The 20,437-nt window shown below is 48.2% G+C and carries 18 protein-coding genes and 1 pseudogene; 14 read left to right on the plus strand and 5 right to left on the minus strand.

What is annotated here, in order from left to right; all coding sequences use genetic code 11:
• Positions 1-59: 59 nt before the first annotated feature.
• The 11 genes from OXB_RS12115 to OXB_RS18010 all read left to right on the plus strand — a co-directional run bounded on the left by OXB_RS12115 (position 60) and on the right by OXB_RS18010 (position 10,803).
• Positions 60-1,133 carry a TRAP transporter substrate-binding protein gene (locus OXB_RS12115; RefSeq protein WP_084212463.1) on the plus strand — a complete coding sequence of 358 codons (1,074 nt, stop codon included), beginning with the start codon at positions 60-62 and terminating at the stop codon, positions 1,131-1,133.
• A 373-nt stretch (positions 1,134-1,506) separates the two neighbouring features.
• Entirely contained in the window at positions 1,507-2,067 is a 561-nt protein-coding gene (locus OXB_RS12120; RefSeq protein WP_041074586.1) for a hypothetical protein, read from the plus strand.
• Positions 2,068-2,101: 34 nt separating this feature from the next.
• Positions 2,102-2,596: an LURP-one-related/scramblase family protein gene (locus OXB_RS12125; protein ID WP_041074589.1), complete on the plus strand. Its 495-nt coding sequence runs from the start codon at positions 2,102-2,104 to the stop codon at positions 2,594-2,596.
• Positions 2,597-3,191: 595 nt separating this feature from the next.
• Positions 3,192-3,557, plus strand: a complete 366-nt coding sequence (locus tag OXB_RS12130) for a hypothetical protein (RefSeq protein ID WP_041074591.1) — start codon at positions 3,192-3,194, stop codon at positions 3,555-3,557.
• 119 nt (positions 3,558-3,676) lie between these two features.
• Positions 3,677-6,196, plus strand: a complete 2,520-nt coding sequence (locus OXB_RS12135) for a DUF4268 domain-containing protein (protein ID WP_070098205.1) — start codon at positions 3,677-3,679, stop codon at positions 6,194-6,196.
• Positions 6,197-6,215: 19 nt separating this feature from the next.
• Complete coding sequence (locus tag OXB_RS12140) at positions 6,216-7,079, plus strand: HD domain-containing protein (RefSeq protein WP_041074593.1); 864 nt, start codon at positions 6,216-6,218, stop codon at positions 7,077-7,079.
• A 161-nt stretch (positions 7,080-7,240) separates the two neighbouring features.
• Positions 7,241-8,047: a conserved phage C-terminal domain-containing protein gene (locus OXB_RS12145; RefSeq protein ID WP_041074595.1), complete on the plus strand. Its 807-nt coding sequence runs from the start codon at positions 7,241-7,243 to the stop codon at positions 8,045-8,047.
• Between the two features lie 133 nt (positions 8,048-8,180).
• Complete coding sequence (locus OXB_RS19065; protein ID WP_173426014.1) at positions 8,181-8,354, plus strand: hypothetical protein; 174 nt, start codon at positions 8,181-8,183, stop codon at positions 8,352-8,354.
• Positions 8,355-8,535: 181 nt separating this feature from the next.
• Positions 8,536-9,552, plus strand: coding sequence for an LLM class flavin-dependent oxidoreductase (locus OXB_RS12150; RefSeq protein WP_041074597.1), 1,017 nt, complete (start codon positions 8,536-8,538; stop codon positions 9,550-9,552).
• A gap of 49 nt (positions 9,553-9,601) precedes the next feature.
• A complete protein-coding gene (locus OXB_RS12155) occupies positions 9,602-9,976 on the plus strand; it encodes an SET domain-containing protein (protein ID WP_041074599.1) in 375 nt (124 codons plus the stop codon).
• Between the two features lie 377 nt (positions 9,977-10,353).
• On the plus strand, positions 10,354-10,803 hold the full coding sequence (locus tag OXB_RS18010) for a DUF4362 domain-containing protein (RefSeq protein WP_052484009.1): 450 nt from the start codon (positions 10,354-10,356) through the stop codon (positions 10,801-10,803).
• A gap of 109 nt (positions 10,804-10,912) precedes the next feature.
• On the opposite strand, the pseudogene OXB_RS12165 reads toward OXB_RS18010, so the two are convergent.
• The 3 genes and pseudogenes from OXB_RS12165 to OXB_RS12175 form a co-directional block, all read right to left on the minus strand.
• Positions 10,913-11,095 (minus strand): annotated as a pseudogene (locus OXB_RS12165) (amidohydrolase family protein); the annotation flags it as partial.
• Between the two features lie 61 nt (positions 11,096-11,156).
• Entirely contained in the window at positions 11,157-12,002 is an 846-nt protein-coding gene (locus OXB_RS12170; protein WP_052484010.1) for a cytochrome c oxidase assembly protein, read from the minus strand.
• 264 nt (positions 12,003-12,266) lie between these two features.
• Positions 12,267-12,842 carry a nitroreductase family protein gene (locus OXB_RS12175; protein ID WP_041074603.1) on the minus strand — a complete coding sequence of 192 codons (576 nt, stop codon included), beginning with the start codon at positions 12,840-12,842 and terminating at the stop codon, positions 12,267-12,269.
• 208 nt (positions 12,843-13,050) lie between these two features.
• Here OXB_RS12175 and OXB_RS12180 point away from each other — a divergent pair, with 208 nt between their 5' ends.
• The gene (locus OXB_RS12180; protein ID WP_041074605.1) at positions 13,051-13,530 is read left to right on the plus strand and encodes an SRPBCC family protein; all 480 of its coding nucleotides are present in this window, start codon (positions 13,051-13,053) and stop codon (positions 13,528-13,530) included.
• A 43-nt stretch (positions 13,531-13,573) separates the two neighbouring features.
• Here the strand turns inward: OXB_RS12180 and OXB_RS12185 are convergent, their stop codons facing one another.
• Entirely contained in the window at positions 13,574-15,283 is a 1,710-nt protein-coding gene (locus OXB_RS12185; RefSeq protein ID WP_041074607.1) for an ABC transporter ATP-binding protein, read from the minus strand.
• A 200-nt stretch (positions 15,284-15,483) separates the two neighbouring features.
• Positions 15,484-15,660, minus strand: coding sequence for a hypothetical protein (locus OXB_RS19070; RefSeq protein WP_173426015.1), 177 nt, complete (start codon positions 15,658-15,660; stop codon positions 15,484-15,486).
• Positions 15,661-15,878: 218 nt separating this feature from the next.
• On the opposite strand from OXB_RS19070, the gene OXB_RS12190 reads away from it, so the two are divergent.
• Together OXB_RS12190 and OXB_RS12195 are read left to right on the plus strand one after the other, a co-directional pair.
• Positions 15,879-16,388, plus strand: coding sequence for a DinB family protein (locus OXB_RS12190; protein ID WP_041074609.1), 510 nt, complete (start codon positions 15,879-15,881; stop codon positions 16,386-16,388).
• A gap of 212 nt (positions 16,389-16,600) precedes the next feature.
• Positions 16,601-20,431 (plus strand): DEAD/DEAH box helicase, encoded by a 3,831-nt coding sequence (locus OXB_RS12195; protein ID WP_158333699.1) that lies wholly within the window; start codon positions 16,601-16,603, stop codon positions 20,429-20,431.
• The last annotated feature ends 6 nt before the right edge of the window (positions 20,432-20,437 follow it).

The raw sequence follows: 20,437 nt of genomic DNA on the forward strand, positions 1-20,437 counted from the left end.
CCTACAACAAATCTCATAAATTCACAAAGTAGAGAATGAAAATTTAGGAGTGTGAAAAAATGAAAGCACCATCGATCAAAAAGAAGTCTCTTCTATTATGTATCGGAATGGCGACGAGCATGATGTTGGCCGCATGTGGCAGCGACGACCCAAAAGCCGAAGCGGGAACTGATGCGGACGCAGGATCTGCAAGTACGATTGCGTTGGATTTGTCTCATGTATGGCCGCCAAGTCATGGTCAAGAAACGGTCACGGTGAAGGAGTTGATTGCTGATGTGGAAGAAGCGACGAATGGACAGGTGAAAATTACGTCCTATCCAGGGGCATCATTGGCGGCTTCGGATGGGCAGTTCGATGCAGCTGCCACAGGTGCTATCGATATCGGTTTCAGCGTGAATAGTTACAACCCGAACCAATTTCCACTCACTTCAGTGATGGAACTTCCATTCATGAGTGATCAAGGGGAAAAAGGGGCAAAAGTATTATGGCAGCTGTATGAGGAATTCCCGGAATTTGAAGAAGAATATACGGGAACGGTTCCTTTATGGCTGTTCACTTCCGATCCAGGCCAAATCTTTACAGTTGGAAAGCCGGTGAAGAGTCTTGAAGATCTAAAAGGAATGAGAATTCGATCCCCATCCGCGGAAACGAATGAGTGGCTGACAGCAATCGGTGCCACGCCAGTTTCGATGCCGATGAACGAGACGTATGAAGCCCTTGAACGAGGGGTGGTCGACGGGACGATCGCACCATGGGAAGCGTTGCTCGGTCATAGTTTGATAGATGTGATTAACTATGCCACGGTCGGCAATTTTTATTCCACGACTTTTTACGCAACGATGAACGAAAATACATGGGATTCGCTAGGTGAAGAAAACCAAACCGCCATTCGAGAATTAACTGGTGAAAAATTGTCCATGAAAGCGGCCGCCCTTCACGATCAATCCGGAAGAGACGCTGTGGAGCAAGCGAAAGAAAAAGGCGTTGAAATTTATGAGTTAAGTGAAGAGGAACTCGATGAATGGAAATTCCTTATAAATCCAACGATTGACAAGTGGATAGAAAAGGTGGAAGGAAGAGGCTTACCCGGACAAGCGATTTATGATCGTGCCGTTGAATTAAGTGCTCAGTAAGTAAATGAAAAGGTGGGGCTGTCCAGAAAGTGGATTTTCCGGTTAAACACGCAAATAGCAAGGGCTCTGGTCGCTTTCCGCGGGCCAGCCGACGAGCCTCCTCCGGCTTACAGCCGTGCAGGGTCTCGTCGGCCGGCTTTCCCGCAGGAGTCTCCCGGCGCCCTTGCTTTTTGCTAGTATCCAACTCTGTGCCTGGACTTTTCGGACAGCCCCACCTTTTTACTTGTTAAACCCAAAACATCATCGTACTTTCCCCCCATTCCGGCCAAATTCAAGATATTATATATATAAAAATGAAACTTCTGGCATGGTAGCACGTATAAAAAGATAAAGAATTATGCGATTGAACGTGTGGCACAGGGAGATGGTTCGGATGAAAATAGTAACTGGCATCTTGTTCTTGTTATGTTTAGGATATTTCTATTACCGGTTCTTTCGGCTTTTAATTAAAATGAAACAATCTGCTGTTTTCCCAAAAACGGAAGAGGATTGGAGAACGATTCGGAAACAGCCGCAAAAAGCAGTGGATTTACCGGGGATATCTCATCAAAAAACCGGCTTTTTCATGAATGGCCTTACGCTCCTCTTTTTGACGATCTTCGTTATCGGCAATTTGTTCAGCAGTAATACGAACTGGCCTGCCTACCTCGTATTTATCCCGATTTTCTTTAATTTATCTCAAGTCTGGAACTTGTTTGCCATCGTCAAGGACGGGATTTTGAGCGGTGGGCGGTTTGTGCCCTGGAAGAGTATCCGATCCTATCACTTTGTGCCGATTGATACGAACCATCGCTTCTACGGATATTCTCCCGAAGTGAATGGCGGGTATGAACTGAAAATCCAGACGAAGCGATCCGCCGTCAGCTGTATTGTGACGTCGGAAACGGGAAGGGAGAAAGTGGCTGAAGTGCTGGATGCGCATTTGGATAGTTGACTCGGAATGGTTTTCCGATATTGGAGGGGATTGTATGAGACAGCTGTATATTAAACAAAAGGTGTTTAGTCTGAGCGGTAAGTTTTCGGTGAAAGATGAGCAGGAGAATGAAGTGTATTTCGTGGAAGGGAGTTTCCTGCGGATTCCAAAGACGTTTTCCATTACGGATTCAGCGAGGAAGGAAGTCGCGTTGATTACAAAAAAGACTTTTAGTTTCCTGCCGACCTTCTTTGTGGAAGTGAGTGGCCAAGAAACCGTGACGATTAAGAAGCACTTTTCCTTCCTGAAATCGCGTTACTCGATCGACGCGGTAGGTATGGAAGTGCGGGGAAATTGGTGGGACATGAATTTCGAAGTGTATCAGAACGGGGAAGTGATCGGGTCCGTCCGCAAGAAATGGTTCACCTGGGGCGATAGCTACCAGCTGCAAATTGAAAATGAAGAAACGGAATCACTTCTTGTCGCGCTCGTCGTGGCGATTGACTGTGCAAAAGCCGATCAAGCAGCTGCGGCTTCGGTGCCTGGTTGATGAAGCAGACGGCTGTCATTCCCCAATAAAGTAAAATCCATCCTGGAGACTCGTCATGGATGGATTTTTTGTGTCAATTACACAGACACCCTTGAGGGACCCTACTGTAGCTATGGATAATACACCAATTGGAAGGATTGTAGGAGTCTAACTTTATTGGTAATATAGTATTAGTTCAATTGATAATACAAATTGACCAATAAGAATTCCTCTTGCTTCGGAACAGAATGCAAAGTTGATCAGTTGTGGAGATATGACATGTGAAGAAGAAATAATAAATAAGAGTTACCCGCTCATACATTTTAATAAAAAGATTACTAGTAAAAAGAGGAATTAAGGAGAATTTGATTGATTAAAACAGATATTTTATTCTGAAGATTATGAAGAGATTGAACCTAGTTGTAACTAGAAAAAACATGTTGCATGGAATAGACGTATTAGTCAATAAAAAAGGAACCATGCACGAGTGACATGAGTCCCTTTTCTCTGATACGCAAACGCATGTACGAGTGACGTGAGTTATCCGTATCCTTATTGGTATGAAATATTATCACAGATATACATACATTTTGTCAAGGGGAGGGGTGAGTGTAGCATGGACAATGCCAAGATTACAGAGCTAACCATCTGTTTTGATGAAAGTGGCAAACAGAGCAGTGACCCAATTCAGTTGATGGGGGCATTATGTATACCGACGTTTATTTACTACCATCCAGATTTTGCGCCACTTCATGAGTTAATTCAAGAGCATAATTTCCATTGGACGGAGTATAGTGGCTATTCGAAGAATAGATATGCCATTGAGCGATTGTTTGATTTGGCCCAGCCGCTTGCTCCGTATACTCAATTAAATTTTATCAACTGTTCAAAAACGGCTTTAGAACAACAAGCACGGGCATTTGCGAATATTTATGAATCCAAACAGGCAATAGCTAGTGATACTATTTATACTTGTTCATAGCACGGAATTATGAAGAATTTCTTTGTCTATAGAAATTATAGGTGCCTTGTTTTGGCTGAGTGCTGAATTGTTCCAGCATCTTGGTAAGGTTCCTGTCAAAACTTACTTGGAGGTCCATCATGAGTGAATTACAATCCCTTTCGGAGTTATATCAGAATAAGCTGTTCCGTATCCCGGATTACCAAAGAGGGTATGCGTGGAAACGGAGTCAGCTTGTGGATTTTTGGGAAGATGTCGTGAATTTGCAGGAGGAGCGCTACCATTATACCGGTTTACTGTCGTTGAAGGCTGTGCCCAAGGCTGAGTCAAATAGCTGGAACCATGATGTGTGGCTCCTGAATTCGGGATACAAGGCATATCATGTAGTAGACGGGCAGCAGCGCCTTACTACTTTTTCCATTCTTGTCAATGAAATCATTGCGTTTGTGGAAGGCCTGAAATGTCATGCTGGCAAGAGCGAGGAGGAGATCGTCCTTTGCTATCAGACGTTGAAGTCGATCCGCCAAAAGTATATTTCGCAGAAACGGCCGCCGCAGAATTTGATCACGACGTATTTATTCGGATATGAGACGGATAACCCAAGCGCTGATTATCTTACATATAAAGTGTATGGGGAGCCGTATAGCGGCACGGTCAATGAAACGTATTACACGCAAAATCTGAAGTATGCGAAGTCGTTCTTTGCGGATTGCCTCGCCATGCTGTATGAATCGGAAGGATTCGAGGGGATCGAAAAGGTTTTCCACAAGATCACGTTGCAGCTGATGTTCACTATTCATGAGATCAAGGACGATTATGATGTGTTTGTCGCTTTCGAAACGATGAATAACCGGGGGAAGAAGCTGACGAATTTGGAGTTGCTGAAAAACCGTCTCATTTATCTGACGACGCTTTACGATGAGGAGCAGTTGGATGAAATGGACAAGGTGGAATTGAGGAAACAGATCAATGATGCTTGGAAAGAGATCTATTTCCAACTGGGGCGCAATCAAAACTCGCCGCTGTCGGACGACGAGTTTTTACGGGCGCATTGGATCATGTATTTCCAGTATTCCCGTAGAAGGGGAGACGACTATATAAAGTTTTTGTTGAGTCAGTTCGCAGCGAAGAATATTTATGAAAAACAGGTTGTTGCCGCCATGGCAATGGATTCCGAAGTCGGCTTGGAAGAAGATGAGGAGGATGCGGAGCCCGTCCTGTCCGTCAGTAAGCTCGTACCGGGTGATATTGCCGCTTACGTCAATAGTTTGAAAGACATGGCGAAGTTTTGGTTTTATACATATTTCCCCGAGCAGAGCGGGTTGACTTACGAAGAGAAGATTTGGCTGGAACGGCTGAATCGCATAGGGATCGGCCATTTCAGACCACTCGTCACCGCGTCGCTTGCGTTGCAGCATAGTTCGGCAGCTGCAGAACGTGTTTCGTTGTTTCGTGCGATTGAACGGTTCATCTTTTTGTCGTTCCGGATGGCGGGGTCCCAGGCAAGTTATAAAAGCAGCGATTATTACCGGAAGGCCCGTGAACTGTATCGGGGAGAGACGACTCTCGACAATGTCACCCAATCCTTGTTGAAAGTGACGAACGACGATATGGAATACGCGATCAAGAGCTTCTTGGCACGCATGGCGAAGCGGTTTTCAAACGGGGATGGTTTTTACGGCTGGCGCGATCTGCGGTATTTATTGTATGAGTATGAATTTGAGAAAGCCGTTGAAACAGGGGTGGAGAAAGTAGGGTGGACGCCGTTTACGAAAGTTGAAAAAGACCGGGTCACAATCGAGCATATCCTCCCGCAAACACCGACGAAATGGTATTGGCGAAATCAGTTCCGACAATATTCGGAAGAGGAGATTAAGTACCTGTCCGCTTCCTTGGGGAATTTATTGCCGTTGTCGCAAAGTGTGAATTCCGCCTTGCAAAATGACAGTTTTGAATTGAAGAAGTTTTCGAAGGTGAACGGACGTCGGGGGTATGAGGACGGGTCTCATTCCGAAATCGAGGTTTCCCGCGAAACGGATTGGGACGCCTCACGCATTTTGGCCCGTGGGATGAAACTATTGAGGTTCGTGGAAAAGCGGTGGGACATCCAGTTTGCGGATGAAGCGCAGATGCTCGAACTGCTGCATATCGGATTCGTGAACGAGGAACGGGACGAACTGCCGGAGCTTCCGCAGGATACTGGGATTTTGCCGAGTGAAGCGGATTCCGAGGAAGGATCCCAGACAACGGGTGAATTGCAACTGAATTTCTGGAACGCCTTCGTCGAGTATTGTAGCAAACAGGGACGTGGCGAGGATATCGGGTCCCGGAAGCCGTATGGACAGAACTGGTATGATGTGAATATCGAAAAAAGCGATTATCATTTATTTTTCAATATAATCGGCAAGTCGACTTTGCGTATCGGTTTATATATTTATAATGAAGAAGCGTTTAAAAGGCTGGAAGAGAAGAAGACGGACATTGAGGAGATTTGCGGGTTTCAGCTGGAATGGTATACGAGCCGCAAAACGAGTGCGGCGAAACGGGTCCTTTATTCAAAAAGCGGGGATGTGTACAACGAAGCGGCTTATGAGGAGAGCTTTGAGTGGTTTATTGAATGCTATGATCGGCTGACAGAGGCGCTCGCTGCGGTGGATTGAACGGAGAAAGGAGGGCATCATGAATATTATCGAAAAAGCATTCCAATTCGCTTTGGAAAAACATGAAGGACAATATCGGAAGGGGACAACGATCCCTTACATGACCCATCCGTTTGCGGTTGCGATGATTTTGAAGCACCATCGATATCCTGATGAAGTCGTGGCCGCCGGTTTGCTCCATGATACGTTGGAGGACACGGATGCGACGGAACAGGAATTGTCGGGCTTTGGCCCTTACGTCCTCGAATTGGTGCAAGCCGCCTCCGAACCGGATACATCCCTGCCGTGGGAACAGAGGAAACTTCGGACGATTGCAGAGCTGCCGGCAAAGAGTCCGGATCAGCTGGCCGTCATCGTCGCGGATAAGCTTCATAATATCCGTTCGATCCAATCCGATATCGGGGAGGTGGGCGAGGCGGTCTGGTCGAGGTTCAACCGCGGAAAGCGTTCGCAGTCTTGGTATTATATGAATATCCTGAATGCGCTTGAACCTTTCAGGAAAGAAGTGGCGTTGATCCGAATGCTTGAGAATGAAGTGATGCGGATTTTCATTGGAACGGCTAAGTTGACGAACGGGAAAATCGACTTGCTGTTTGAGGCCGTTTATCATATGTCGGAGGCGGCGGAAGATAGGCTGCGGAAAGAGAATATGGACGGTTTCGCCTTGGAAGTGAAAGAAGGGGCCGATGTTCTGTATCAAAACGGTGATTTTGAACCGCTGCGGCCGCTGCTCGTTGAATTGGACGCTAGAGGCATCCAATTTGAAATGAATTCGGACGGTTCGTTCCTTCTGCTCGCGTTTTGTCACGAACTGCAATACCGTCTCGGTTGGAGTTCGGATGAGTTGTATCGGCATGTGAAACGGAATCTTTCCAAACTGTAACGGCTCTGTTTTGAATAATTTTTTCATCTAATTTCTGGTGCCCCTTTTCGAAGTGGGCATTTTATTTTTACATAATGGTTTTAAAGTTTTTTGACCAGCCTGTATCCTTTTCGAGTATTTGTTTCTATTTAGTAAGTAAATGATTCTTTGGAGGTAATACCATGAACTTACTAATCAACGAATCCCCGTTGCTGATCCTTCCGTCATTGGCGAAACAGGTGGGACTCAACGAGGCCGTCATCTTGCAGCAACTGCATTTTCGTTCGCTCATTTCGAAAAATCATAAGGACGGGCATGTGTGGGTGTATAAGACGTATGAGGAGTGGCGGGAGGAGTTTCCGTTCTGGTCGGAGAGGACGATCAAGCGGACGATGCGAAAGTTGGAAGAGGAAGGCTATGTCATTTCGACATCCGCCTATAACAGGATGAAAACAGATCGGACGAAATGGTACCGGATTGATTACGCGAAGTGTCAAATGGTGTCAGGTGAATTTGTCCCTTTGAGCGGGGCGGAGTGCCCTGACGGGGAGGGACAAGTTGGCACGAACCGAAACGACAATCTGGCACCACAGGACTGTGACAAGTTGTCCCCACCAATAACCAAAGAACTTAAAAGGAAGTTAAAAAAAGATAAGAGCGAGACAAGTCTCGATGTCATCTCTGAAATCATTCATTACTTAAATGCGAAAACCGGAAAGGACTTTAAGGCGAATGCGAAATGGTCACAGCAGTTAATTCGCGAAAGATTGGCGGAAGGCTATGCGTTGAAGGACTTCAAGGCGGTCATAGACGTAAAGGGGAAGCAATGGGAGAATGATCCACGCATGCGAAAGTACTTGCGGCCGTCCACGTTGTTCTCCCCGGCCCACTTTGAGAACTATTTGAACGAGGTGCCTGCGGAGCCGGATTGGAAGCCCGTTGCGTATGAAGCGGTGGATCTTGATTTCGGGAAAGGGGAATTCCGGTAGACGACAGCTGACGGGAATCAACCCGAATTCCTGCCGGATTGCCGATGCAAACCTTGGAAATATGCCTCTCATAAAACGAGCAAACCGGTCCATATTAACGTTGCATCAGCAAAACGATACGGGAGGTTTGGCAATGAAACAAGGGGCGCATAGTAATTTATATTCCAATCCGAAAACACCGGGGAACCGACGGGACATGAAAGAGGAGATTTCGTTGGAATTGGCCGAGCTCGGCAATTTGAAGCCGAAGCGCGAGCCGATGACACCGAATCAGCGGGAAAAGACGGAGAGGGATAAGTTCTATTGAGCGAATGATGAGGATGTTCCCTTGGAACTGGACCGCCATAGTTGGTGGTCCAGCCTCTCGTCGTTTCTTTTATTCCCCTTCCAAATCCCCGAAATGGAATCTGCCCTCTGAAAACGATATGATAAAAGACATACGGACATTCAATAGTGTTCCCGTAGATTGAAAATAGAGGTGGATTCAAGTGATCAGTACAACATCAAAGAAATATAAGGGCATTCCTTTATCCATTTTAGATCTTGCGATGATCAACGAAGGCAGCGGTGCCGGGCAGTCGTTCCATAATAGCGTCGATCTCGCGAGGCATGCCGAGGAGTGGGGGTTCAACCGCTTTTGGCTTGCGGAGCATCATAATATGCAAGGCGTCGCAAGTTCGGCGACGTCGGTCATCATCGGCCATGTGGCGGGCGCGACGAAGACGATCCGGGTCGGGTCAGGCGGCGTCATGCTGCCGAACCATGCGCCGCTTGTCATTGCCGAGCAGTTCGGTACATTGGAGGCGATGTATCCGGGAAGGATCGATCTGGGGCTCGGCCGGGCGCCGGGAAGCGACCAAGCGACGGCATATGCGCTGCGCCGGACGCTGCATAGCAGCGGGGACGATTTTCCGGAGCAATTGGCGGAGCTCCGCGGCTATTTCGAATACAATCCGACAGCCCGCGTCCGGGCGGTTCCGGGAGAAGGGCAAGACATTCCGATCTGGCTGCTCGGCTCCAGCGGATTCAGCGCGCAACTTGCCGCACAGCAAGGACTGCCGTTTTCCTTCGCAAGCCATTTTGCGCCGGGGTATTTGATGCAGGCGCTGCAGTTATACCATCAGCAGTTCCGGCCGTCCAAAGATCTGGCGGAACCGTATGTCATGCTTGGCGTGAACGTCATCGCGGCGGATACGAATGAGGAGGCGCAACGGCTCGCCACTTCCTATCAGCAACAATTCCTGAACATCCGCAGAGGCGTTACGACGAAATTCAAGCCGCCGGTGGATGAACCGGACACGTTCTTTTCCGAATATGAGAAGGTAGCGATAGCAGAATTGATGAATTGGCCATCCACCATCGTCGGCGATCGAGAAACGGTCCAGCGCAAAATGGACGCCTTCTTGCAAGCGACAAAGGCGGATGAATTGATCATCAGCTCGGGCATCTATTCCCATGAAGATCGACTGCGCTCATATGAAATCCTTGGGGAACTGCTAGAGTAGTAACGGTGACAGTCACCAATAAAATTTTAAAAGTGAGTAGGCGGTTAATTTGATCGAAATAAAAACATCTACAATTAGCGATGGCGAATTCAATAGAGGGGTATTTGCGACATGTGATATTAAAAAAGGACAGATTTTACATGAAGCGCCCGTCATCTCGTACCCGAACGAACAGCACCACCACATTGAGGAAACGGTACTTGCGGACTACGCTTTCGAATATGGCATCAACCATACCGCCATTCTGTTAGGGTATGGGATGTTGTTCAACCACTCCTATGAGCCGAACGCGACGTATGAAATCAATTTTGGCAATCACACCTTTGACTTCTACGCCTTCACCGATATCAAAGCAGGGGATGAAATCCTCATCAATTATAATGGCGATGTGGATGATAAAGAGAGACTGTGGTTCGATAGGTGACAGTCACCTGCGCAAATTCAATACGATTCAGAATAGAGTTTGAATTGTAGGGGTGACCTCTACAAATAGGGACCCGCCAGCACGCGGGTTAGATCCGAAACCTTAATACCATTCAATGCACCAGTCATAATCATTCCTCCTCGATAGGATTGAATAAAAAAAGCCAGCTCAAATGAATGCCATTTGAACTGGCTTTTGTTTGTTGGGACATACCCGGAGTAGGGATGCGAACAAATTAGGCAGTTATGATTGTGAAGGATTTCCACTTGATTATACACTATTAAAATAATTTGCAAACGGCAGGGTGTGCGGGATAAGCCCCTCCTCTGACGCATAGAGTAAAGGTGAAACGCCAAGTACGTTGTTGGAGGGATGACATGCGAAAATTGGTGTATCTATTGCTGCTGTTCGTGACATGCCTGCTATCTGCCTGTTCATATGACAGCGAAAAAGCGGTGGAAAATGGAGATGTCATCAATATGAACGGACCTGTTTATAACTTCTCTCGGTTCGAACAATTTCTGAAAAGTGTAGAGGCGAATGACGCTGCCTCCGTCCGGATAGCCAATTACACGCTCGAAGGGGACCCGACATTGTATGACTTGGCTTTTGACGGGTCCGTATTCAATTTAGAAATCGATCGTTCGAAAAATAAAAATCGCGGAAACAGCCCTGCGAAGGAGAACAGGACTTGCTCGGAGCTTGTGTCGGAGGAAGGGCAACAAGTATTCAACTATACACTGGAAGGTTGTCAGCACGATTCCGCTGTTGAAAGCTTTACGATTTTAAGTGTCTTGAAGGAACACGAACACGAACACGAACACTAAGTCGTCGGCGAATGCGGGGGCCGTTTGAATTGGGCACGTAACAACGGGGGAATCGGAGCTCCTACGAAACCGATCGCGGAGGAACAGGCACAAGCCGCGGTTTGGTGCATAAATAGATGTCTTGGTCAAATCCTGGGAATGTACCCGAGACGATCGCTCCCCCTGCTACATTCAATTCAGCAGCTTCCTTTTGATAGTCTTTTACCACATAACTAGGCGGCAAATATCCTTGATTTTCAACAATGGGGAAATCAAAATCGATAATATGAAAATGAGCATCAAAAATTCTCAAAGTAAATCACTTCCCATCTCATTTCTTTACACTAGCACCCTCCTCTCTACATAAGCTTATCTTATAGACAACGCCCAGCTTCTTTCTCCACTTCCGCGTAGAAGGGCGCAGATATTTTGCGTTCCAGCCGAAGGACCATGATCAAACTGAATTTATGCAGCAACATCATGAGAATGCCCGCCAGCAGTTGGTCGTATTTCAGGCTAACGAGGGAGGGGATGGTCGGTGCACCTGAAGAAGACGGGATGCAAATATGTGCGGTCAGCTGCATGAGTAACGGGTTGGCCGTATTTTGTAAAAAAGCCGCCCCGATAAATAAAAGACAGGCCGGCGTGATCGTAAGCCCGCTGCGAAACGCATACTGTTTCATTTTGCAAGTGCATAACCGCAGCAAAGGATCGGGCGACGCGATCGGGTGCCACATGCCGAAGGACAAAGCGAATAAAAGAAGCAAATAGCTGTTTAGTAATGCAGGATGGCCACCAAGAAATGTCAGGATGAATGGGGTGTGATAGAGGAGGAACAATGCAGCAAAAGTATAAAGCGTCAGGTTTCGGGGAAAGGGTTTCATTTTCAGCCATCTGGATTTCAGCAAACGCGGCAGGTGGTGAAGCAGTTGCTCCGGAATGCCTAACAGGAGAAGAGGCGGGACGATGAAGTACAGGATGCTCATTTGAATCATATGTAAACTGAATGAGACATGGCTGATGATGGCGAAAGGGCTAACGACGACTAGCAGCAGTAGCAGACAGCCTGTGAAAAAGCAGAAGGGTTGCAGGAGAATCGTTTTCCCTTTGGCGTATCGATGGACGGCGAACAAGTATAGGGCAGCAATGCCAAGTAGCGTAAGAAGCAACGGCCCATTCCATGTCAACTGCTTCATAAGAACGAATTCCAAGCCTGGCAACAGATTCTCGCCTCCCTTCCTACTAAAGAGCTACCCTATTGTATATGATAATGAAGAGTGGCTGCAATCAGCATTTCTTACAAGACTTGCATTGGGATTTATCTGCCCCACAGGATTTGCATTTTGCCATTCGATCACTCCTTCGCACGGATATATTCAACTTTACTCACGAGCCCCCGAAAATATGCAAAGGTCCACAGTCACCCAAACAATTCGGAAACGATTCAGAATAGTGTCCGAATTGTAAAGGGGACTGTCACCTTATTACATATCCAACCAGACGGTTTTCTCCTCATGTGGCGTGCGTGCCGGAGTTTTTAGCTTGGCGAGTGATTCGGGATCCGGGTAGCCGATGAACAAGTTGCCGATGATTTGTTTATTTTCCGGCGAGCCGATGAATCGGTGAAGCCGTCCGTCATGCACGAGGCCGACCCCGCGCGTCCGCCAAACAAACCCAAGGCCGAGGTCATGTGCAGCGAGCCACATCGAGTGGATGGCGCAACTGACCGCAAAAACATTGTCTTTTGTGGCGTCCGGATCATCGGGCACGATATCGCTCGTCACAATAATATGAACTGGCGTGCTCAGCACCACTTTCAGCGAACTTTCGATCAAATGGGGCTTCGTCGGGAAACGTTCTTGCAAAAACTCTTCCGCCAGCCGGTTATATCGTTCTTTCGCTTCGCCTTTTACTACGTAAAACGTCCAAGGCTCCCGCAGTCGGTCGTTTGGCGCCCACGTGGCAGCTTCCAGCAATTGGCGGATTTTATCGTCTTCCACGTCCCGCCCATCGTAATTCCGTATTGCTCTGCGCTCCTGCAGGCTTGTTATAATTGACATTCTGTTTTCCTCCCAGTATGTATTTTCCCCTACTAGTCTATCATTTGCAGTGAGGACAGTCACCGTTGAAGTGTTTGGAAAGCTCAGTCTTCTGATAGGGTGATGATGGGTGGTTCAAGGGGGCGGCCCTTTTTCCTGGCCTTTACGTTCCATCAACCTGATTTTCGGGAAGAATGAAAGGTAACTACTTCAAAGAGAGGTTGACTACATGCCGATTATCGAACATGAAATTTCAATTGACGCTTCCATTCAAGTTTGTTTCGATCTGGCCAGAACGGTGGAAATCCATACGGGGAAAACGATGCTTACGAAACAAAAGGGGGTTGGTGGGGTCACGTCGGGATTGATGGGGCTTGGCGATTCCGTCACTTGGGAAGTGAGCCATTTTGGAATAAAACAAAAATTGAAGTCACGAATCATAGAGATGGACAATCCATGCAAATTCACCGACGCCATGGTCCAAGGTCCCTTCCAATCATTCCAGCATACGCATGAATTCATTTCAAGTGGCAAGGGGACGAGGATGAAGGATACCGTTTCGTATCAAACTCCTTTTGGTATATTCGGAAAAGTGGCAGACTTGTTGTTTCTGGAAAGCTATATGAGACAATTTATCGCTCAGCACGCCCAAAAGGTGAAACGGGCTGCGGAAGCCGAGAGGCAGTGCCTGTTCGATGTGCATTCATGATAATACGAATGGTTATCAAACAGGCACCGTCTTTTATCTTCTCTTACACTTGATTTGCATGCAGTCTGGCGAACATGCCGCCTTGTTCGACGAGTTCCGAATAGGTGCCTTCCTCTTCGATACCGTCCGGTGTCACGACAATGACACGGTCGGCATTGCGGATGGTCGTAAGCCGGTGTGCAATGACGAGCGTCGTCCGGTTTTCGGACAGCTCCTCGAGCGATTCCTGGATAATGCGTTCCGTCTCCGTGTCGAGGGCGGACGTCGCTTCGTCCAAGATGAGGATCGGCGGGTTCTTCAGGAACATCCGGGCGATGGCGAGGCGCTGTTTCTGCCCGCCGGACAGTTTCAGTCCGCGTTCACCGATCTGGGTTTCGTACCCATCCGGTAAATCCGCGATGAATTCTTCCAGATGCGCCCGTTTTGCCGCTTCAAAAATCTCTTCATCCGTCGCATCGAGCTTGCCGTATGCAATATTTTCTTTGACCGTCCCGGTAAAGAGGAACACGTCTTGCTGGACGATGCCGATTTGGCTGCGCAGCGACTTCTGTGTCATCTGGCGGATATCAAGTCCGTCAATCGTGATCTGTCCTTCCTGTACATCATAGAAACGGGGGATCAGCGAACAGATCGTCGTTTTGCCTGCGCCTGACGGACCGACGAAGGCGACCGTTTGGCCGGCTTTGATTGACAGGCTGATGTTTTGCAGCACGGGTTTATTGCCGTCGTAGCCGAACGTGACGTCTGCCAGTTGGATGTCACCGTTCAAATGGGGGACATCGATGGCGTCCGGCGCGTCTTGAATGTCCGGTTCTTCGTTCATCAGTTGGCGGAATCGGCTGAATCCAGCCATCCCCTTCGGATACATCTCGAGCAATGCACTGATCTTATCAATCGGTTTCGTAAGGATGTTGACGAACAGGATGAAACTGACAAACTCTCCGGATGTCAATTGTCCGTTGAACGTAAACCAAGAGCCGACGACCAAGACGACGAGAGTCATAATTCGGGTCGACATATAAATGGAAGAGGAAGTCCACGACATCACTTTATAGGCTACCAACTTCGCCAGCCTGAAATTGCCGTTGTCTTGATTGAACCGCTTCATTTCAAAATCTTCGTTCGTGAACGATTTCACGACGCGGGACCCGGAGACCGAATCTTCCACGCGGCCGTTCACTTCGGCGATTTTGCCGTACATATTATGCCAGGCGGCGTTCATTTTCTTATTGCAGTACGTGATAATTACAATCAGAACGGGCACCATGACAAGTGTGATGAGCGCCAGCTCTGGATTGATGGAATACATGAGTCCAAAGGCGCCGATGATTGTCATGATGGCGATGAAGGCATCTTCCGGCCCGTGATGCGCAAATTCACCGATATCGAACAGGTCGGTTGTGATGCGGGTCATAATATGCCCGGTTTTCGTATTGTCGAAAAACCGGAACGACTGCCGCTGAACATGTTCGAACAGTTCTCGGCGCATATCCGTTTCGATATTGATGCCGAGCTTATGGCCGAAATAGTTGACGACGAACTGCAGAAACGTGCTCAATATGTAAATTAAGAGCAGGAGAACGCTGACCGTCGCGATCCGTCCCCAATCACCGGAAGGGAGCAGGCTATCGATGAACCATTGAACGGCAACCGGAAAGGCGAGCTCCAGCAAAGCGACAAACACCGCACTCGAAAAGTCTATGATGAACAATCTGCGGTGCGGTTTGTAATAGGAGAAAAATTGTTTTAGCATAGTGTGTCCTCTCAAGTGAAGTAATCCGTATTGGAAATAAAAAGAAACCATTCCATGGCGAATGGCTGCTGCTTTCGGGATAGATTCTTTTTCAATAAGAATTATATCATATTTTGGCCAACTCCAAAGGTGACAGTCACCTTTGCAATTCAGACACAATTCCGAATTATAAGGAGACTGTCACCAATGGTCCTAATCCCTCATTCGGGATCTCGCGTTTTAGCATTCCTGCTGTTGTCACCAAAGTCCTCTGCGAACTCTTGACTCCGGTTTTCATACTGGTTATTCGTATTGCTGTTGCTGTTGCGATTGTCTTTGTAGACGTGATGGGGATTGTGCGTTCTCTCGTTCATCGTCTTTTTATTATTCTTATTCATCGTCGGTCACCTCCTACAGCGTACTATGCTCGGACGACGGTGGATGTATACGCAGACAGCCGAGGCGTCAAGGTTTTATCGAAAGTGTAAGGCAGTATTGAATTATCGCGTAACTTTTACAAGTCTAGTATAATGGACAAGACACCACCAGTGATTTGACAGCAAAGAACAGGAAGAAATTAGCGGTGGCAATGAATTAGAGAAGGGAATTGGATAGGATGACAATTGAAAAGTTGCAAGAAGGTTCGAAGAATATGAATGCGGCAATCCAGGAAATGGTGAAATTGATCGAAGCGGCAGATACCTCGTTATTGTACCAAAAACCATCCGAAGAAGAATGGTCTGTCATGCAAATTGCAAGCCATGTCATCGAAGCGGTGGAGTTCTGGGCAGCTGATTTGGAAGCGTTGCTAATCGTGCCAGGCGCAAAATGGGGACGCAACCACGAACATGTCCGGCGCTTGGCTGCTGTCGAGGAAACCTATGTGTCGGGTGTGACAGCCGAAGAGGCGACGCGTCGTCTACAAGCGCTCATGCCGCTTGTAGACCAGGCGTTCTCGAAAGTGCAGGAAGAAGATTTGGCGAAAACCGCTCCAAGCTACAATCCAAACTTCGATGGCAAACCGCTATCTTTCCTGATTGACCATCTGCTAATCAAACATGTAGAAGGACATTTGGGACAGATGGAGCGTCATTTGGAGAAAGTGAAAAAACAGGCAGTCAACTAAAAGTCATTGGGATGGCCATAAGCACAAGAGACGCAACCATGCTCTCTTGTGCTTTTTTGGTGCCAGGCACTCAAACATTCATGTTTGTTTAAACAATCATGAATGTTTGAACTTTCGCGTTTGTTTTGGTGCCTGGCACCGGTTTCGTTGTCCATGATATGATAGAGAAATGGTTTCTTGAACTATTAGGATCGTGGAAAGTAGGCATGAACGTGGAGCAAGCAGTTTCGAAACAGTCAGTATTCTCCTGCGGTCTCAGTGTGACGGACAATGCCCGCAGGGGGATTTCCAAATATGCGAAAGATGAATTCGCCTTTTTTGCGATGCAGCAGGCGTTTGACGTACATATTGAAAAGGGGCCGATCAACAAACATGGGAACATGGCGTTTTCGGTTTTCTTTGATAATGAAATGAATGAGGCGTTGGCTGCCCATTTGAACGGCAGGGTGGCGGTGATGGAGTGCGTCACTAAAAATGACGGTTTTCTGGCAACCGGTTTTCATGTACGGGGCCGTTCCGAACCGGTCCGCACGAATCGCCGCTGCTCCACCCGATTGAAGTTTCAGATCGGCCGTCCGATGCCTTTGCCGCTTGAATTGTATACGAGCCTCCGGGAGCTGCCCGTGGCGGCGGAGCGTTCGGAGTATGTCCAGAAACGGATCTCCAGCTGGGAAGGGTATTTGCGTATCCAGGAACGCAATGCGGATGCAGAAGATGTCATCACTTCATTCACAAAAGCCCGATTGAATGAGGATTTCAGCAAGTTGCGTGTCAGTTGTCATGGATTGAAGGCGAATGAATGGAAAACGATCACGGGATTTAGCGCGAAGTTCAAAGGGCAGTCGCATGATTTTGGACAAGTCGTCCAAGCGAACCGATCGCAAAGCATTGTGGAGATCGAATTGAACCGCAAATACCAGGCCATGGCCCGCCGACAGGAATGGCCATCCGCCAACCATCAGGATCTCGTCTTCAGCAATTTTGCGGAACTAAGCCAAGTGAAACGGCTGCGGAAAGGCTTCAAGGATCTCCAAGATGGGCTTGCCGCCAATCCGAACTTGGAGAAGATCCTGTTCGAGGAACGCCCGGTCGTCCGTATTTCCAAAAAACAGCTCGACCTCGAATTCCACAACAATTTGAATGAATTCCAAAGGGAGGCGGTCACGGGAGCAATGACAGCGAACGATCTATATGTCATCCAAGGACCTCCCGGGACAGGGAAAACGACGGTCATTTCGGAGATTTGCCATCAAAATGTGAAAGCCGGCCTCCGAACCCTCGTCGCTTCTCAAGCGAATCTGGCGGTCGACAACGCCCTGGGCAGATTGCTGACCCACCAAGATATCCGGATTTTGCGCTACGGCAGGACGGAGAGCATCGAGGAAGAGGGGAAGCGGTTCATCGAGGAAAATGTCGCTTCTTATTGGAGGGACCAAACGTTGCGCACGGTGCAGGAGCATCTTCATTCCTACGCAAAACGAAAAAAGCAGTTGGAGCGGGAGCTCGACCAAGGCGTGCAGCGCAAAGAAAAATATGTCCAAGACTTGGAATCCATCGCGGAGCGGATTCGTTTAAAAGAGGCGGCCCATACCGAGCAGCAAACCATTGTGAAAGAGTGGAAACGCTTGAACGCCAAGACGGAAGAGCTCCAGAAGGAACTGGAAAACCTCGTTCAAGCGAAAACGGAGCTGAACCGATCAGCCGAACAACTCGATGAAGAAATCGGGCAAATCGAAGCGTTTCTTCATGTAAACAGCGACAAGCTGGAACAGGAATCTGAAATCGAACGCTTGAAAGGGCAAATGGCTCACTTGCGCAATGAAATCGCCTACCGGGAAACATTGCAGCAGATTGATGGGCTGAGCACTTCGTTGGAGACATTGCGCCGGGAAATGGAAAAGAAGAAGCGCAATGCCATCCAATTGCGGGCTTTCTCCGAAAATCTGCCTGCCTTGACCAAATTGGATTCATTAAAAAACCAGCTAGCGGAAATCGGGATCATGCCGAATGATGAGACCATTCGACACATGAAGGAACTCAGCCGGCTGATCGCCTCCATCCAGGAGGAAAAATCCGGCTATACAGAGTGGATCGGGTTGAGCGAGCGTCTGGACAAAGCATTGGAAATGATCGAGAAACTATTGGTGCGGGAAGGCTTTTGGAAGCAGATCCAACAGTATCCAGTCCCGGCCAACCGTCGATACACCGCCCTGCGGGATATCAATGCCTTGATCGACAATATCGGCCGTTACCTCGTCAGGCCGGATCATAAGCAAGCTCTGGCGGTCCGGACATATTCCCCTAAGAAATTTGAAATCCTCGAAAACGTCGCCACTGCTTTCAACATTTTGAAGGATCGGAAATGGTACACGGAAACACAGCTGGCCGCGGTGAATGACTCGAAATCGCTGTTCCATCGGGTTAAAGAGGACATAGCAGAACAAGTGAAACTGGCCATTTATCAAGCGGATCAGGAACTGAAGAGCTTGCGGGCAACCGCGGAAGCAGAGGAAAGTAAACTGCTCGACATGCGAACAGCAAGCTCCGCCCAACTTGCCGTCATTGGAGAATTTGACGAAACGGCCGACTTGACGGAAAAAATCGAGCAACTGACTAATATGGAGAAGATGGTCGCTTCATATGAAGAAACGATAGCCATCTGGAATGAAAAATCTGTGGAGCTGGAAGCGAAAAAGAAGCAACAGCAGGATGTGGCACATCGGATTGAAACAAATACAGAAGGACATCTGGCGCGAACTACAGAAATCGAAAAATACCGCCTTCAAATGAATGATCTTGAAGCGCGTCAGCAGGAGCTGGCCGCAATCTTGGAGCAACAACCCGAAGCGGAGCAACAACAAGTACAAACTAAAATGAAGGAACTATCCGCACAGATGGCAGAATGGGAGCGGGAACAAGAGCGCTTGCCCATTACGATGGCATTGCAGGAAAAATGGGTTTCTTTATTACAAGAGGCGAACGATTATGACCTCGATGAAATCAGGAAGTTGTATGTCCGGCATGCCAATGTCATCGGGACGACTTGCGTCGCATCTGCCCGGCGGGACTTCATGGAAGAATATCCTGACTTCGATGTTGTCATTATCGATGAAGTTTCGAAAGCGACCCCTCCCGAATTATTGTTGCCGATGTTGAAAGGGAAAAAGATCATTTTGGTCGGGGATCATCATCAGCTGCCGCCGCTCGTCGGTCAGGAAACGATGGATGAATTCCTGGAAGAGATTGAAGATCGGGAAGAGAAACGGGAACTCGAGAAGCTGTTGAAAGAGTCTTTATTCGAACGGCTTTTCCGGACGTTGCCGAAGCAGAACAAGACGATGCTCGGCATCCAATACCGGATGCACGAACGCATCATGGAGACGATTGCGCCATTTTACGAGGAAGGCGATTCCCGCTTGCTTTGCGGTTTGGACGATTCGGACACAGTGCGGGATCATTTGCTGGAATCCCGTCATATCAAAAGGAAGGATCATCTGCTTTGGTTCGATCTGCCGAATGCCCCGGCGTTTTTCGAGGAGAAGGCGAAGGGTGGCACCAGCTTGTACAATCAAGCGGAATTGAATGTGATCCGCGACCTGCTGGAAGAACTGGAGGAAAGCGTCGGGACGGCGAAACAGCAAGGCCGGTTCCGTCCGGATGATCGGAAAAGCGTGGGCGTCATCAGTTTCTACGGGGAGCAAGTGAAGCGCATCGATCGGTTGATCCAGCAGGAATTGATTCCCCGGCATCTGCATTGCCGGACGGGATCGGTGGATAAATTCCAAGGGATGGAAATGGACATCATCGTGCTGAGCTTTGTCCGGAATCACCGGCAAAAGAGCGGCAGCATCGGGTTTGCGAAAGACTACCGGCGGTTGAATGTCGCGTTGTCCCGGGCGCGGGAATTGCTGATCGTCGTCGGAAGTTCGGAAATGTTCACGATCCGGACGAAAGACGCCAAGTCGCGGGAGATGTACGGACGTCTGCTGGATGAAATCAAAAAGGGGAACGGCTTGCGGGAAGTTCAAGGACAAATGGGGTAAGCGGAG

The organism is Bacillus sp. OxB-1 (assembly GCF_000829195.1).
Classification (GTDB): domain Bacteria; phylum Bacillota; class Bacilli; order Bacillales_A; family Planococcaceae; genus Sporosarcina.